At 43.6% G+C, this 16,514-nt stretch carries 13 protein-coding genes, 1 tRNA gene and 2 pseudogenes; 3 read left to right on the top strand and 13 right to left on the bottom strand.

The window, feature by feature from the left end:
* Positions 1–36 precede the first annotated feature (36 nt).
* Positions 37–1,071: a zinc-binding dehydrogenase gene (locus tag FC62_RS00660; protein ID WP_056946215.1), complete on the bottom strand. Its 1,035-nt coding sequence runs from the start codon at positions 1,069–1,071 to the stop codon at positions 37–39.
* A 218-nt stretch (positions 1,072–1,289) separates the two neighbouring features.
* On the opposite strand from FC62_RS00660, the pseudogene FC62_RS08480 reads away from it, so the two are divergent.
* From FC62_RS08480 to FC62_RS00645, 3 genes and pseudogenes are all read left to right on the top strand, one after another.
* A pseudogene (locus FC62_RS08480) lies at positions 1,290–1,895 on the top strand (DJ-1/PfpI family protein).
* A gap of 338 nt (positions 1,896–2,233) precedes the next feature.
* On the top strand, positions 2,234–2,464 hold the full coding sequence (locus FC62_RS00650) for an Abi family protein (RefSeq protein ID WP_056946216.1): 231 nt from the start codon (positions 2,234–2,236) through the stop codon (positions 2,462–2,464).
* Between the two features lie 12 nt (positions 2,465–2,476).
* Positions 2,477–3,205 (top strand): annotated as a pseudogene (locus FC62_RS00645) (Abi family protein); the annotation flags it as partial.
* A gap of 225 nt (positions 3,206–3,430) precedes the next feature.
* Here FC62_RS00645 and FC62_RS00640 read toward each other — a convergent pair.
* From FC62_RS00640 to ribF, 12 genes are all read right to left on the bottom strand, one after another.
* A tRNA-Ser gene (locus FC62_RS00640) sits at positions 3,431–3,518 on the bottom strand.
* Positions 3,519–3,580: 62 nt separating this feature from the next.
* Positions 3,581–4,042 carry a GAF domain-containing protein gene (locus tag FC62_RS00635; protein ID WP_056946218.1) on the bottom strand — a complete coding sequence of 154 codons (462 nt, stop codon included), beginning with the start codon at positions 4,040–4,042 and terminating at the stop codon, positions 3,581–3,583.
* A 33-nt stretch (positions 4,043–4,075) separates the two neighbouring features.
* On the bottom strand, positions 4,076–4,597 hold the full coding sequence (locus FC62_RS00630; protein WP_056946220.1) for an adenine phosphoribosyltransferase: 522 nt from the start codon (positions 4,595–4,597) through the stop codon (positions 4,076–4,078).
* Positions 4,598–4,609: 12 nt separating this feature from the next.
* Positions 4,610–6,889, bottom strand: a complete 2,280-nt coding sequence (recJ, locus tag FC62_RS00625) for a single-stranded-DNA-specific exonuclease RecJ (RefSeq protein WP_056946221.1) — start codon at positions 6,887–6,889, stop codon at positions 4,610–4,612.
* A gap of 5 nt (positions 6,890–6,894) precedes the next feature.
* Positions 6,895–7,578: a class A sortase gene (locus FC62_RS00620; RefSeq protein ID WP_056946222.1), complete on the bottom strand. Its 684-nt coding sequence runs from the start codon at positions 7,576–7,578 to the stop codon at positions 6,895–6,897.
* A gap of 12 nt (positions 7,579–7,590) precedes the next feature.
* The gene (lepA, locus tag FC62_RS00615; RefSeq protein ID WP_056946223.1) at positions 7,591–9,429 is read right to left on the bottom strand and encodes a translation elongation factor 4; all 1,839 of its coding nucleotides are present in this window, start codon (positions 9,427–9,429) and stop codon (positions 7,591–7,593) included.
* A gap of 66 nt (positions 9,430–9,495) precedes the next feature.
* Positions 9,496–10,575 (bottom strand): glutamyl aminopeptidase, encoded by a 1,080-nt coding sequence (pepA, locus tag FC62_RS00610; RefSeq protein ID WP_056946224.1) that lies wholly within the window; start codon positions 10,573–10,575, stop codon positions 9,496–9,498.
* Between the two features lie 87 nt (positions 10,576–10,662).
* The gene (dnaJ, locus tag FC62_RS00605; RefSeq protein WP_056946225.1) at positions 10,663–11,799 is read right to left on the bottom strand and encodes a molecular chaperone DnaJ; all 1,137 of its coding nucleotides are present in this window, start codon (positions 11,797–11,799) and stop codon (positions 10,663–10,665) included.
* A gap of 54 nt (positions 11,800–11,853) precedes the next feature.
* Positions 11,854–13,695, bottom strand: coding sequence for a molecular chaperone DnaK (dnaK, locus tag FC62_RS00600; protein WP_056946228.1), 1,842 nt, complete (start codon positions 13,693–13,695; stop codon positions 11,854–11,856).
* Positions 13,696–13,768: 73 nt separating this feature from the next.
* The gene (gene grpE, locus FC62_RS00595) at positions 13,769–14,404 is read right to left on the bottom strand and encodes a nucleotide exchange factor GrpE (RefSeq protein ID WP_056946236.1); all 636 of its coding nucleotides are present in this window, start codon (positions 14,402–14,404) and stop codon (positions 13,769–13,771) included.
* A gap of 15 nt (positions 14,405–14,419) precedes the next feature.
* Complete coding sequence (hrcA, locus tag FC62_RS00590) at positions 14,420–15,481, bottom strand: heat-inducible transcriptional repressor HrcA (RefSeq protein ID WP_054744967.1); 1,062 nt, start codon at positions 15,479–15,481, stop codon at positions 14,420–14,422.
* A gap of 90 nt (positions 15,482–15,571) precedes the next feature.
* Positions 15,572–16,507 carry a riboflavin biosynthesis protein RibF gene (gene ribF / locus FC62_RS00585; protein WP_056946241.1) on the bottom strand — a complete coding sequence of 312 codons (936 nt, stop codon included), beginning with the start codon at positions 16,505–16,507 and terminating at the stop codon, positions 15,572–15,574.
* Positions 16,508–16,514 lie beyond the last annotated feature (7 nt).

Below are 16,514 nucleotides of genomic sequence, written 5' to 3'. Positions count from 1 at the left end.
CTACCTCCATTTTTTTGCTAATATTGACCAACGAAACTATTCGCTAACGATGAGTAAGGACTTGATTGCCTCTCTTCTATCCATCGCCTCGTAAGCTTGTTGTATATCATCCAATTTAAACCGTTTCGTGAAGACGAGTCCTGGATTGATCTGTCCGCCGAGCACGGCTTCTAGTAATCTACTCTTATCGTACGTTGTCACAGCAGCAATTCCACCCCGAAGGCCTATATTGCGCCAGAATAAGTTATTTGTATTCATTGTCTCCTTCTGAGGCACACCAACACGTCCAACGACAGCTCCTGGCCGTCCTAATTGAACAGCCGTCGAAACAGCTTGCTCCGTCCCAACACACTCGAGGACTGCATCGACACCTACTCCAGTTAATTCCAGCACGTGATCAATCCCGGCTTGATCTCGTTCCGGTACAATATCCGTCGCACCAAATTTCAATGCTAACTGCTGCCGGTCTTCGTGACGACTCATGGCGATAATTCTTTTTGCACCTAATAGTTTGGCAGCTAAAACACCACTCAAGCCAACAGCGCCATCACCCATGACAGCGACGGTTGATCCTGGCTTTACTTCCGCTGTGATTGCCGCATGGTAACCAGTTGCCATCACATCAGCTAAAGTGACGAACGAATTAAGCTGTTCATCGGAATAATCACTAGGTTGACCTGGAATCTTGACTAAGCCCCAATTGGCGTTACCATAGCGTATGTACTCTGCCTGATAACCCGTGCCGTCAGCCGGTGGATTCAAGCAGTTACCATCAAACCCGGCTAGACAAGCGGCGCAATGACCGCAACCGTGCGTGAAGGGCACAATCACAAAGTCACCCTTTTGAATATTTGTTACGGTGTCTCCTACGTCCTCAACAATGCCAATTGCCTCATGCCCCACGAAAGAATTTATTGGACGCTCGCTGAGACCGCGAAACCACCATAAGTCGGACCCACAGACACTGGCACGAATGACCTTAATAATCGCATCTCCCGCATTTTTAATTGCTGGTTTAGCAATTTCCTGAATCTCGACCTTACCAGGTCCCATAAATGCTGTTGCTTTCATACTCGTCCTCCTAAAATAGATTATTGATTTTTAGAATATCATTTTGATTAGTATAAACCCTCAACTCAACTTTAGGGCAAGTATAAATTCAGAAATTCCTTGAACACTGGATATTATTTTAAATCTGTGCTCTAAATTTTTTCAGTTGTTATTATCGAAAATAATTGTAATATCATAAACGAGCAAACATAGGTTCGCAAATGAGGGAGTAATATTAAATGAAAAAGGCAATCTTTTGTGTTTTAGATATTTATGCAGATTGGAAATTTGGTTATTTAGCTGGCCAATTAAATCAAAGTAAAGAACGGCGAGTCGAAACTACCTCGAGACAATCACTAGTAACTTCAATTGGTGGCTTCAAAACCCAAGTTAATCATCGGATAGACCAGTTGCCCGACAAGATTAATTTGCTGGTATTAAGTGGTGGCGATTCTTGGTCCACCGATAATCAATAATTAAAACAACTAATTTCTGTTCGACTAGCTACTAATCAACCGATAGCTGCTATTTGCGGTGCAGTAGACTTTCTAGCGAGAAATGGCTTACTTTCTCATTATAGGCACACAGGCAACGCACAGTATCTATGGCAGAATTTTAAAGAATACACTAATCATGAAGAATTCATCGAACAACAGGCGGTAAAAGACCGCAATCTGGTAACAGCTAATGGTACTGCTGCACTAGAATTTACACACCTGGTATTAAAAATGATCAATTTTGCAGCTGAATCGGAGATAGATAAGACTACTGATTTGTATACATTGGGCTTTTATAATTTCAGCGCTAAATACGGAATCCCGTTTACTACAGAAACATACTATTAATAAGTAGTATCCACCGTGGAATTATAACCTATTACTCAGCTTAATTGAGATGTAGCTGATAAATTTCAATGAAGCTGAGGCAGAGTGAGTATACGGTACAACATTTAAACGACCAAGTTAGATTAAACAATAGCCATACCCCATACTAGAAAGTTTGAGATATAGCCAACAAAATATTTGTCCCAATTCAACACAATATGTAGCAAAAATTAATAAGAAAGTCCTTTAAACCTATTAAACATAGATCAAGTTCGGAATGCAGTTGGAGTAGGCGCCTGACTAACGAAACCTCAGGTTCTATATTTAACATAGCCTGAGGTTTTTGTTTTGGAAGAAAAATGGTTAATGGAAAGCCCTTTAAAACGCACAATCAACAAATGAAAATTTTGCGAATGCGCGGATTGGAAGTTTCAACAGCAAATAAAAGAAGTCTCAAACAAATAGGTTACTACGCACTAATTAATGGATACAAATGGAATTTTTTACAGAGAGATTCTACCGGAGAAATTTTAAAGCCAGAAAAGTATATAAATGGCGCCAAATTCAGTGAGATCAGAGATTTATACTAATTTGACTCTGAACTACAATCAATACTATACAAGTATCTATTAAAGTATGAATCTGTTCTCGGAGCTTCTATATCATATAACTTTTCAATGGAGTATCCCGAAGAACATTCATATCTTGCAGTTGATAACTATAGCCGCCTTCCCTCCAAGGTAAGCAGTGTGGTATCTACTATTAGTTCGTTGTCGAATGTAATCAAGAAAAACGCTAATTCTACAGCCGCAATTAAACATTATCTTAATAACCATGGCCATATACCACTTTGGGTATTGGTAAATTTTTTGACCTTTGGAGAAATAAATCACTTTTATTCAAACTTAGTTGACAATTTACAAATTAAGATTGCTACCGAATTTTCAAGGGAAAGATCCAGAGAGTGGTCATCAGAAAACAAAATCAGAATTACTCCCGAAACGATTAAGACAGTGAACCATTTAGTTAATTTATTCAGAAATTCAGTGGCCCACGGCGAAATAACCTATTCAAGAAAAATTGCAAAGTCTCCGAAAACAACTCCTATCCGAATTGCCTTAAATATGGATAAATCAGTTTTTTCAAGTCAAGCGGGCGTTTTTGAATTAATTCTTTCGCTTAAGGTAATGTTACCAAAAAAATACTACATAAAACTTTCTCACGAACTTATCAATCTCTTAAGCCAATATAAAAATAAATTTCAATCAATAGATTTTTCAAGTATTTTGCAAGATATGAATTTTCCAAATAATTACCAAGAGTATATATAAAATAGCCATATTGTTCCATTATTGTAATACAAACATTCAGCTACTGATTTTCAGGCAATTCTTGGCAATGACACTGTATAGATGACGTTAGACATCTATACCCATATGACGGACAACGGCAAGAGTCGAGTGGCTAATGCATTGAACGGTTTAAATATTTAGTTAGTCAAAAACAAAAATAAAATGCGCAAACCCTCTTTTATTAAGGACTTACGCACATATCGAAGGAGAGTACAGGATTTGAACCTGCGCGCCGGTATTAGCCGGTTCGCCGGATTTCGAGTCCGGTGCATTACCACTCTGCCAACTCTCCATATTACTCAGTTAATTATAGCAAAGTTTGCTGCTAGAACAAACTGGGTTTTTATATTTTTGTTACCAAACGAGCTTATCCGAAAGAAGTTGTGCAATCTGTTCAAGGTATTCTTGATCTAACTCATCATAGGCCGCTGTTGTTGGTGCATCAAGATCAAGTACGCCTACTAACTTGTCATTAGAATACATTGGCACGACAATCTCAGACATTGCAGCAGAATCACACTGAATGTAATTCTCCCGCTGTGTCACATCATCAACAATAATTGTCTCATTCTTCTCGGCGGACTCACCACAAACACCCTTACCGAGTGCAATCCTAGTGCAAGACACACTACCTTGAAATGGTGCGAGCACGAGTTCGTCACCATTATACAAGTAGAATCCAGCAAATACTGACTCAGGTAGGAACTGTTTGATGGCGGCGGAGACATTGCCTAATGTCGCAATTTTGTCCGGCTCCATCTCAATTAATCCCTCAACTTGGGCAACTAATATTTCATAATCATCTTTTTTGGTCATTATTAAACCTCAATTATTTTCTCGTCCAGAATATTAGTAGGTCGTAAGCGAGAAGACATCATAGTCTTTCAAGTTATCACGTCCAGGCAATTCACTCAGTTCAATAATGAAGGCAACACCCACTACCTCACCGCCAAGTCGCTCAATCAGGCGAATTGTCGCCTGAATTGTGCCACCTGTAGCTAATAAATCGTCTACAACTAAAACCTTATCGCCGGGCTTAATCGCGTCAAGATGCATCTCTAGCGTAGAGCTAGTACCGTACTCAAGATCATACGTCTCGGATTCTGTTGCCCGAGGTAGTTTGCCTTCTTTCCTAGCCTGAACAAAGCCAACACCAAGTTCTGTTGCAATTGGTGCACCCACCAGAAAACCCCGTGCTTCAGGTGCAGCAACTGCAGTTGCGCCCTTTCTCCGCCCGAATTCTGCTAGTTCACTGATTGCTTCCTTGAATGCTGGACCGTTCCCCACCAACGGTGAGAAGTCCCGAAAAATAATTCCCTTTTCCGGAAAGTCTGGAATATCCGCAATATATTTCTTAAAATCAAAAGACATGTAAATCCTCCATTATTGAAGCAACGATTCGATGTAACGGACCAACTCTCTGCTCGAAAGAGACTTCATTTGTTCCTTAAATTTCAGTCTCTGCTCAGTCAATTGAAGATATTTAGAACTGGTCAAAGGCGTCGCTACGACATCTTTATTTGGCACAATTTTGAACTCATCTATTTTAACAAAATTTAGATCAAAAAACACTCTAAATATGAATTTTAAGGTAGATTCGTTCGTTTCTAAGTATTTATTTGCCAAATTGTATGATGCAATTGTTAGCCCGGGATGTTGATAAACATACTTTAAAACATTTTTAAAGATACGTTCGTCAGGAATTTGGTCAATCGTGAGATTGTCATAGTTAAATTTCAATAAAACACGCTCAAATTCGTATGTTTTAAAGAGTTGGCGTAAATCATTCGGCGTTTGGGGTAGCTCCATCAGCGCAGCACTCTGTAGCCTTCGCGGCTCGTCATAATCAACGAGCAGAATCTTACTGCGATCTAGCTGTTCCTGAATACAGAAGTTTTCTGCTAAATCCTCGTGATAGAACAGATATGAATCACCCACGTGAAGAGTTGTCTGCTCACTCCGTAAGTCCACTACTCTACTAGTAGTTGTTGCTGGCAACTCGTACCTAAAATCAGCGACGATAATCTGTAACTTTGCTTGACCGCGCCAGATATTCAGGGAAATTCCGCCATACAGCTCAGCCACATAGTTTAAGAGACGCTCGTCAAAGTTTGCCAAATTAAAACTAACTAGGTCAAATTGCTGTTTAGTATCTGATTTTAGACTAGCCTTGAAGTATTGTTGGTTGCTGCCAATTTTTTTGAAATTGCTAATTAGTGGTCTGTTAAAGCGGAAGACTGGCTCCTCATTGTCAGTGCCAAAGGGGCCTAAGAGCATGATTTGATTATACAAGTCAATATTCAATTGATCAAGGTCAATACTTGTATCATACAAATTACTGGTTTCAAGCGTTTGTGGTACGTAAGTCTGCTCGAAAGCCTGACGGAATTCTGCCAAATTCTCCTCAGGCATACTGAGGCCGCAAGCCATGGTATGACCGCCAAACTTACTGAGCAAGGTATGTGACAATGGCTCTAGGGCAGCGAATATATCGAAACCCTCGACGCTTCTGCCGGAACCCTTCAGCAAACCACTGCTATCTTTAGTTAGCACGATAGTTGGCCGATGATATCGTTGAATCAAGCGACTAGCAACTATTCCCAGTACTCCTTCATGAAAGTCTGGTCCAACGACGACTAACGTTCTATTTTTGTCTAACTGTTGCGCGGCAATCAGCTCTTGCGCCGTCTCAAAGGCCTCTTCAGATATTTCCTTCCGACGAACGTTTTGGTCCTCAAGCTCTTGGGCGAGCTTGTGGGCCACCTCTTCATCTTCCGCTAAAAGTAACTCGACTGCCTTATTGGCGTCGTCTAACCGGCCAATCGAATTCAAACGCGGTGCGAAGCCAAATGAGATATCCTGTGCGGTTAAGTTGTCCAACTGGATTTTGGCGACATCAAGCAAGGCGTTTAGGCCCAGACGGTTCTGTTGCTTAATCACTTCAATGCCGTACTTAACCAGCAGGTGATTCTCACCACGAAGTGGTACGAGATCTGCTATAGTACCGATTGCTACCAGGTCTAGTAAATCCTCTAAAGGATCACCGTCCATCAATGCACGTGCCAAACTATAGGCTACTCCTACACCAGAATAGTCGTGAAAAGGATAGGACTGATTGCTGAGTTTAGGATGAATGATGCTATAGGCAAGTGGTAGCCGTGCCGGGATTGTGTGGTGATCCGTCACGATGACGTCAACACCCCGTTTAGCCATCTCGTCAATCTCGGTAGCACCTGTGATGCCGTTGTCGACCGTAATCAAGAGTTTGGTGCCGGCAGCGATTAATTCTTCGTACTTTCGTAAATTTGGGCCATAGCCATCCTTGAAACGGCTGGGGATATAATAATTTACCTCTGCCCCGAGTATCTGGAGGGTCTCCACTAGGACTACGGTGCTCGTAATGCCATCGGCGTCATAATCGCCATAGACCGTGATTTGCTCCCCTGCATCAATTGCAGCCATGATACGCTCTAACGTCTTGTCCATCTCGTTGAATAAAAACGGGTCGGCGAGATCAGCCAATGTGCCATTCAGCCAGTAATTTATTTCATCCGCGGAGCTAATTCCCCTAGAAGCAAATAAACTTGCCACCACCGGTGACAAGTTAAATTGTGCAGCAAGTTCAGAATCAATTGTTGTCTCTCTTAATCTCTGTTTCCACATAAATCCTATTTTACCATATCTTCCAGATCAAAAATCTTGAGTGTTTTAGATGTTGCCTTCTGGGTTTTAACTAACTTACCTCGAATTGCCCACCGGCTGATTCCACCGTTGGCACAGGTAATGAGCGTTACCATTTTTTTCTTGGTGTTATTAACCAGCCAGACAGCGTAGGGATTAACAACTTTCTTGTAATATATTTTGTATGTGTAGACCTTTTTCAAATCTGTCAGGTACACCTTCTGCCCTATTTGGGCACGTTCAATGGGCGAGAACAGTATTCCCTTATTGGTCATATAGTGGCCAGCTAAGGGATAGTTACCCTGACCCATCTTTTGGTCAGGTCGCATCGTACCACCACCGCTGGACAGCGCCGCGTCACTCAAGCCTTTCAGAATCGGTAAGCGCATCTTCACGGACGGAATGGCGAGGACTCCAAGTGTCTGGGCCGTATTATTCGCCATACTATTGCCAATCTGTGCCATGTCGATACTCTTGACCTTACTGAAGTCGAAATCTCCCTTAGACTTATTAGCCTGCTCGATACTCTTCGGCGAAATCTTCGCCATCTTATTCTCTTGGTTCATTTGGACCAACCAACCTTTAATTGGCTCGTTGAAGATTAAAACAAGCCCAATTAACAGTAAGATAGTCGCTAGAATAGTTAAAATAATTCTCCGTGCTTTTCTCATTACCACACCTAATTATTTACCTTTAATATCGTCGTCATTCATTTTCAAAACGGCCATGAAGGCCTCCTGCGGAACTTCAACCTTACCAACCGACTTCATGCGCTTCTTACCGCGCTTCTGCTTGTCTAGGAGCTTTGCACGACGGTCGGGATCACCTGTGTGGATTCTCGCGGTAACATCCTTACGGTATGCCTTAATAGTCGTTCGTGCAATTACCTTCGCACCAATAGCAGCTTGGACGGCCACCTCAAAGTTTTGCCGTGGAATGATATTCTTCATCATTGAGGCAATCTCCCGCCCGCGTTCAGCAGAGAACTCGCGGTGCACAATGAAACTCAGTGCATCCACCGGTTCCTTGTTCAGCAAGATATCGATTTTGACTAAATCACTCGCACGGTAGCCGATAATATCGTAGTCGAGTGATGCATAGCCTTTCGTGTTTGATTTCAAGTCATCAAAGAAATCGAAAATTATTTCTGACAGTGGCATCTCATAAACAACGTTAACCCGGTATTTATCCAAGTAATCCATGGTCTGAAAGACACCACGTTTTCTTTGACAGAGTTCCATCACAGAGCCAACATACTCCTCTGGCACCATGATCTCCGCCTTAACGAATGGCTCCTTAATCTCTTTAAGCTGGCCAACCTCCGGCATCTCTGCTGGGTTTGAAATCATCCGCTCTGACCCATCTGTCAGCGTGGCATGGTAATCAACTGAAGGTGCGGTCATGATCAGATCGAGATTGAATTCCCGCTCTAAGCGTTCCTGCACCACATCCATATGGAGTAATCCTAAAAAGCCACAGCGGAAACCAAAGCCCAATGCCTGAGATGTCTCAGGTTCAAATTCGAGTGCCGCATCGTTTAATTGTAACTTCTCAAGCGCCTCACGCAAGTCATTAAACTTCCCATTGTCAACCGGATAAAGGCCGGCATACACCATCGGTTTAATCTGGCGGTACCCAGGTAGGGCCGCCGGCGCCGGATTGGCGGGTGAAGTAATCGTATCACCAACATGGGTTTCCCGGACGGATTTGATGTTCGCCGTAATGTAACCAACGTCTCCGGCGATTAATTCTTTTTTGGCTACGGGTTTGGGTGATTGCACGCCCACCTCTGTTACCTCAAATTTCTTGCCGGTGCTCATGATTTGAATCTCATCACCAACCTTAACTCGGCCGGTTTTCAATCGCACACTTAGTACGACCCCTCTGTATGAATCATAGATGGAATCGAAAATTAGGGCTTGCAATGGACCGTTGATATCGCCAGTAGGTGCTGGGATGTCCGTCACAATCCGCTCTAACAATTCCTCAATTCCGAACCCGGTTTTACCAGACACGAGGACTGCTTCCGTCGCATCAATCCCAATCATATCCTCAATTTCTTCTTTGACCATCTCTGGGTCGGCCGAGGGCAAGTCGATTTTGTTCAAAACCGGGAGAATCTCGAGGTCGTTATCGAGCGCCAGGTAGGTGTTCGCTAGTGTCTGCGCCTCAACACCCTGTGCTGCGTCCACTACTAGTAGGGCGCCCTCACAGGCAGCTAGGCTCCTGGAAACCTCATAAGTGAAGTCGACATGTCCTGGGGTATCGATCAAATGGAAGGTGTATTCCTCCCCATCCTGAGCGGTGTACTTGAGTTCAACCGAATTAAGCTTAATCGTAATCCCACGCTCGCGCTCTAGGTCCATGTTATCGAGTAATTGCTGCTTCATGTCACGCTCAGCCACCGTATCCGTCAGCTCGAGAATGCGGTCCGCAATCGTCGACTTACCATGATCAATGTGCGCGACAATCGAGAAGTTACGCATATGTGCCTGGTAGTCTTGTAATTCTTCATTATTCATATCTAATCAACCTTTTCTGTCTAGCATTATAACAAAGCTGGCAGCTGTTGAGAAAGAAACTGCACTTTAGTATCCTTTAACAATTTCTTCAACTGTGGATTTATCTAATCCACGTAAAACTTTCACCAATAACTCCTGGGCCGCATCAAAATCGGCGATCGAGAACATCGTTTGGTGCGTGTGAATATAACGTCCAGGAACCCCGATTACCGTACTTGGAATACCCTCATTTGCGGTGTGGGCTGCACCGGCATCCGTGCCACCCTTTGAGACAAAGTACTGGTAAGGAATGTTATTATCTTCTGCAGTAGTCAATAAGTAATCTCGCAGCTTTGGCAATGTAATTAGGCCCGGATCTTGAATTCTAATCATCACGCCCTCACCTAGGTGCCCAAATGTACCTGTTTTCGTGTGGATATCATCCGCCGCAGAACAATCAACGGCGAAGAACAAATCAGGCTGGAACTTGGTGACCGCCGGTTTAGCTCCACGCAAGCCCACTTCTTCCTGAACATTAGCCCCCATAACCAGATTACTGTCCAAATTATCATTCTGTAGGGTCTCTAAAGCCTCTAATACCATCGTGCAGCCATACCTATTATCCCACGCCTTTGAGATAATATTCTTACCATTGGCAGTCTTGATAGTGGAGACATCTGGCACGATGGTGTCTCCCGGTTTAATCCCAAAGGAAAGCACTTCGTCTTTGTCTGTGAAGCCGCCATCAAACAGGATATCTGTTACCTGAAGATTCTGCTGACCGTTAGTGCCCCGGAGCAAGTGTGGTGGGATCGAGGATGAAATCACTGGATAGTTCTGACCGTTGCTCGCCTTTAGCGTAAATCGTTGGGCAGAGACCACTGTTGGGTTCCAGCCTCCCAATGGAACAACCTTGAAGAAGCCGTTGGCGGTAATTTGGGCTATCATAAAGCCAACTTCGTCCATGTGTGCCGCAACCATCACTGTTTTAGCATCCGTGACCCGACTCTTCTTCACACCGAAAATTCCGCCTAAGCCATCTTGTTCAACCGAATCAACCAGTGGGGTAATTTGGGCACGCATATAACTTCTGATGTCGTGTTCGAAACCGCTTGTTCCCTGCAGCTCTGTTAGTGTTTTAATTCGTTGAAATGTTTTCTCTTCCATAGCTCTTCCCTCTTGTTCAAACAGATATAATATATCTATTCTAGCAAAAAAAGATGAGGTTTTCTCCCTCATCTTCTAAAAAGCTTATTATTTCAGTTTATCCTTCATCTTTTCGAAGAAATTCTTTTCTTGTGGTTCTACTGATTCACCACTAGCCTTGATATATTGCATCAACGCATCTTTTTGTGCTTTATTCAGCTTATTTGGAATTGCCACCTTAATTGTGACTTCCTGATCACCAGTTCCGTTGCCACGCAAGTAAGGTACACCCTTACCACGTAACTTGAACTTCGTTCCAGGCTGAGTACCTGCTGGAACGCGGAGTTCTATCTTACCATGGACGGTGTTCACCTCAATCTCATCACCAAGTGTCGCCTGGGCGAATGAGATATTTTGTGTGCTGTAGATTGTGTTGCCGTTCCGTTCGAATTCCTTACTTGGTTTCACGCGGAAGACGATGTAGAGGTCACCGTATGGACCACCGTTTTGTCCAGCCTCACCCTGGCCACTCAAACGAATTTGCTGACCATTGTCGATTCCGGCTGGCACCTTAACTTCAATCGTGTGCTTCTCATCTGTGACGCCACGGCCTGCACAGGTATGGCAAGGTGTTGGTATAAGCACGCCACGACCATTACATTGGTCACAAGTAACTTGTTGTCTGATTACACCAAGCATTGACTGACGCTCCACTGTCATGTAGCCCGATCCTTGACACTTAGGACACGTCTGCACAGAGGTTCCTGGTTCTGCACCGTTACCACCACAGGTGTGACAAGTTTCAGAACGTGTATAGGTAATATTGGTTTTCTTACCAAAAATCGCCTCTTTAAAAGCAACCGTCATGGTGTAATCGAGGTCCGAACCACGTGTTGGTGCGGTAGGATCAACGCGTTGCCGTGCTTGACCACCACCAAAGAATTGGCTAAAGATATCACCGACATCATCGAAGCCGCCACCAAATCCTTGGCCGCCGAAACCACCCTGGCCATAACTACCATCGACTCCTGCCTGACCATATTGGTCGTAAGCAGCACGTTTCTGGTCGTCACTCAGGACCTCGTAAGCCTCATTGACTTCCTTAAACTTTTCTTCGGCATCAGGTGCCTTATTAATATCTGGGTGGTACTTCTTCGATAGTTTGCGGTACGCTTTTTTAATCTCATCAGCACTCGCATCACGACTAAGACCTAGCACCTCATAATAGTCTCTCTTATCTGCCATTAAAATTCCTCTTTCAAAAAATCAAAGAACAAGACGTCCTTTGATTAATTTGATTTATTTTTTATCTGGGTCTACTTCCTTGAAGTCACCATCGACAGTATTATCGTCCTTTTGACCGCCATCGGTTGAGTCTGCTCCAGGTTGTGCCCCTGATTGCTCACTTTGAGCCTGTTGATAGAGTTTCACAGTTAAGTCTTGCACAATTTTGTTCAAATCGTCTTTCTTAGCCTTCATCTCTTCTAGGTTGTTATCTTCTTGAGCCTTCTTCAAAGCATCTTTAGCATCAGTTGCCTTCTTTATCTCGTCGTCTGATACCTTACCTTTGAGCTCTTCAAGTGTCTTGTCAGTTTGGAAGAGGATTTGCTCGACTTCATTTCTGAGATCAACCTCTTCTTTTTTCTTGTTATCTTCCTCAGCGTGCTCTTCGGCTTCCTTCTTCATCTTTTCGATTTCTTCGTCTGAAAGACCTGATGAACTTTGGATGGTAATCTTTTGTTCCTTCTTAGTACCAAGGTCCTTAGCTGAAACGTTGACGATACCGTTTTTGTCGATGTCGAACTTAACTTCGATTTGTGGTACGCCACGTGGAGCAGCAGGAATATCAGTTAATTGGAAACGACCAAGTGTCTTGTTGTCGGCAGCCATTGGACGTTCACCTTGCAAGACATGAACATCAACAGCTGGTTGATTGTCAGCGGCGGTTGAGAACACCTGGGACTTACTGGTTGGAATAGTCGTGTTCCGGTCGATTAGCTTGGTGAATACACCACCCATCGTCTCGATACCAAGTGATAATGGGGTGACATCAAGCAACACGATATCCTTCACGTCTCCGGAAATTACACCACCCTGAATGGCTGCACCAAGTGCAACGGCTTCATCTGGGTTAATTGAATGGTCTGGATCTTTGCCAGTCCAGTTCTTGACTGCTTCTTGAACAGCGGGAATTCGCGTTGAACCACCGTTTAGGATTACTTTATCAATATCGGAATTTGATAGACCAGCATCCTTCATGGCGTTATCAAGTGCTACTTTAGTCTTTTCAACCAGATCATGGGTTAATTCATCGAATTTAGCACGTGTAAGAGTAGTCTCTAGGTGCAATGGGCCGCTCTCACCTGCAGAGATAAACGGCAAGCTGATCTGAGTGCTAGTAACCCCTGAGAGATCCTTCTTAGCCTTTTCAGCAGCATCCTTCAGTCTTTGTAAGGCCATCTTATCCTTCGAGAGGTCGATACCATGTTCATTCTTGAATTCAGAAACAAGGTAGTCAATTATTTTTTGGTCAAAGTCGTCACCACCAAGATGAGTATCACCATTAGTCGAAAGGACTTGGAAGACACCATCACCGAGCTCTAGGACGGACACATCAAACGTACCACCACCTAAGTCATATACCAGAATCTTCTCGTCGGCATCGTCTTTGTCTAAGCCATATGCTAGCGAAGAAGCAGTTGGTTCGTTGATAATTCTCTTAACGTCTAATCCGGCAATCTTACCAGCATCTTTGGTCGCCTGTCTTTGTGAATCGTTGAAGTAGGCAGGAACGGTGATAACAGCTTCTGTCACGGGTTCGCCCAAGTAATCCTCAGCGAATTTCTTAATGTATTGCAAAATCATTGCGGAGATTTCTTGTGGTGTGTAGTCCTTGCCATCAACACTAACTTTGTATCCCGGTTCACCCATGTGGCTCTTGATTGAGATAACTGTATTTGGGTTCGTGACGGCTTGGCGCTTTGCAACCTCACCAACCTGAATTTCGCCATCCTTGAATGAAACAACAGATGGGGTAGTTCTGTTACCTTCAGGGTTTGTGATAATTTTTGGTTCTGATCCTTCTAAGACAGCAACGGCTGAGTTAGTAGTACCTAAGTCAATACCAATTACTTTTGACATTTAAAAAATACTTCCTTTCGATTCTTTTTTTTTTAATTTGATGAACAAACTTAAGTGAAACTAAGAGATGTGCTTATTGGGCGACCACGACCATGGCCGGACGAATAACCCTGTCCTTAAACTTGTAGCCCTTTTGTAGGATTGAGACTACCTGGTCCGCTTCATGATCGGCGTCCTTTGGGACGGTCTGAACCGCTTGGTGAATACTTGGATCAAACTTGACTGAATCATCTGCGATTTCGGTTACACCCTCTTCTGTGAGTGCGGCCAACAGATTATCGAGCGTCATTTGAACACCCTTCTTAAATTGCTTGCTGGCCTCATCGTCCACTTTGATATCGAGAGCTCGCTCTAAGTTATCAACGGCAGGCAAAACTTTTTTGGCTAAATCACTACCAGCATATTTTAGCATACTAGCAGTCTCCTTTTTCTGCCTGGACTGCATGTTTTGCATCTCGGCCTGGGCGCGTAGTAGCTTGTCATCAAAGTCGGCTAATTCAGTCTTCAATGACTCAATTTCCTTGGTCAAAGAAGCCACTCTATCATCCTGCTCCGTTGACTCCTGCTTCTTAGACTTCTTTTTTGGTTTCTGTTCTAGCTGATCCTCGTTATTAGCGCCCTGCGGCTTTTGCTCAGCTTGTGTCGGCGTTTTTGTTTTGGTTGAATCTAAATCCTTCTCAGATGGAAATTCATCTTTCGTATGCTCCAAAGCGATCCTCCTTAGTTATTGGAAATTTCCATAATAATCTAGTAATTTCTTAGCTAGCTCGTTTCTAAAGTACTCCATCAGACTAATCATCTGTGAATACGGCATGTTTGAGGGCCCTAGTAAAGCGATAATGCCGCTACCGTGATCCCCTACCGAGTAATTAGCGGTCAACAGACTATAATCTTTCAGCAGATCTCCCGGCAATTCATTGCCAAGCTTGACCCGAACCGGAAAATCTAGGCCAACCTGCACATCATCCAGATCATCCATTGTAAGCAAATCGGTCAGATAACTCTCATGATCAAGCATCTGGTACAAAGACTTTAGTTGATCAACATTACTGGCATTGTAATTATTCAACAAATTAATCTGACCATTGACATAGAGTTGTTCAGACGCGGCGTCCTTAAACACATCGGATAGCAGGTCAATAATTTGAGCCGCAGCAGAATTACTACCATCAATTGTCCCAACCAACTCTTCGATGCTCATCTGGTTGATTGCTAAGACACTCTTACCAACCAACTTATCGTTGATAATTCTGACCCCCTTCTCAATCTCATCGCCACTGACACTACGATGAATATTGTATACGCGGCTTCTAACACTACCGTCAGACGTTACCAGAATTGCCATAATTTGATGATTGGGTAACGGCACTATGCGAAAGCCTGTGACGGTTACATTATTTAGCTCAGGACCAGCAGCAAACGCAGTATAGCTAGTCAAGTCCGATAGAATCTTAGCAGCTTCCTCTACAATCTCATTCACTTGGTGAAATGGTCGATCAAGGTTTGACAGAACCTTCTGATAAACCTGATTAGGAATGCTAATGGGTTCTACCAGATAATCCAGGTAGAAACGGTAGCCAGCGCTCGACGGAATTCGTCCCGATGAAGAATGCGTCTTCTCAATCAGGCCGAGCTCCTCTAACGTAGCCATTTCGTTTCTGATGGTTGCGGACGAAACTTTAATCGGCAATTGCTCCATTAAAGTCTTCGATCCAACGGGCTCATGATCATTAGTGAAATTCTTGATGATCATCTTCAAGATAAGCTCCTGTCGCTTTGTTAACATCCAGTCACCTCTTTATTAGCACTTAACTATTCAGAGTGCTAACTATTAGAATATAACAACTATCAAAAAGATTGTCAAATAAAAAAGAGCTTAAATATTGTTAAAGTAAGCTCTTGTTGCTTGTTCATCTTTCTTTAGCTGCTCTTTCAATCCAGCAAGCCCGGCCAACTTCTTCTCCCCGCGGAGAAATTTATACCACGCGACCGTGATTGTCTCGCCATAAATATCTTCATCGAAGTCGAAGATATTCGTTTCGATGAAGATCTGCTGCGTATCGTTGAATGTGATGTTATAGCCGATACTGGTCATTGCTTCGTGCCATTGCCCGTGAACCAACAACTTAGTCGCATAGACGCCGATACCCGGGATTAGCTTATGCTCCGGCAATGCAAGATTTGCGGTCCGAAAACCGATTGTACGCCCACGTTGCTTACCGGTAACCACCTTGCCAGTAATTGAGTAAGGATAACCAAGAAGTTGATTAGCCTCCGTCACATCACCATTTAACAAATCCTGCCGAATTATTGTCGAGCCAATTTTTCGCCCTGCAAAAACCTGCTCCGGTAACTCGACAATATCAAACCGGCCGTGACTAAATTCAGGCAGATGACGCATATTGGCAATATTCTTGTCACCGTAGGTGTAATCAAAGCCAGCCACCACAACGGCGGCATTCAAGCCCAAGATTACCTGATCAACGAAATCCTGTGGCGCCAAATGCGCCAGCTGCTCGTTAAACTTGAAGACCGCCAGATAATCTACGCCCAGTTTGGCCATTACAGCAGCTTTCTCCGGGATGGTGGTGAGGTAGGCGAAGTTGGTCTCATGAGCGTACACCACACGCGGATGCTTATCAAAGGTCATCACCATTAACGGCAGATTCCTTGACTTGGCCTCCTTCAGACCTGCGGCAATTAAACGCTGATGACCAAGGTGAACACCATCAAAAAAGCCGAGAACGAGCACGACTTGCTTGGTTGTGATTAAATTTTTTGCAAACGGAAATTCAACATCAATTACCTTCATTAAATCA

It is taken from the genome of Amylolactobacillus amylotrophicus DSM 20534, from assembly GCF_001434555.1.
Lineage (GTDB): Bacteria > Bacillota > Bacilli > Lactobacillales > Lactobacillaceae > Amylolactobacillus > Amylolactobacillus amylophilus.
This window is presented reverse-complemented; position numbering and strand designations above follow the sequence as displayed.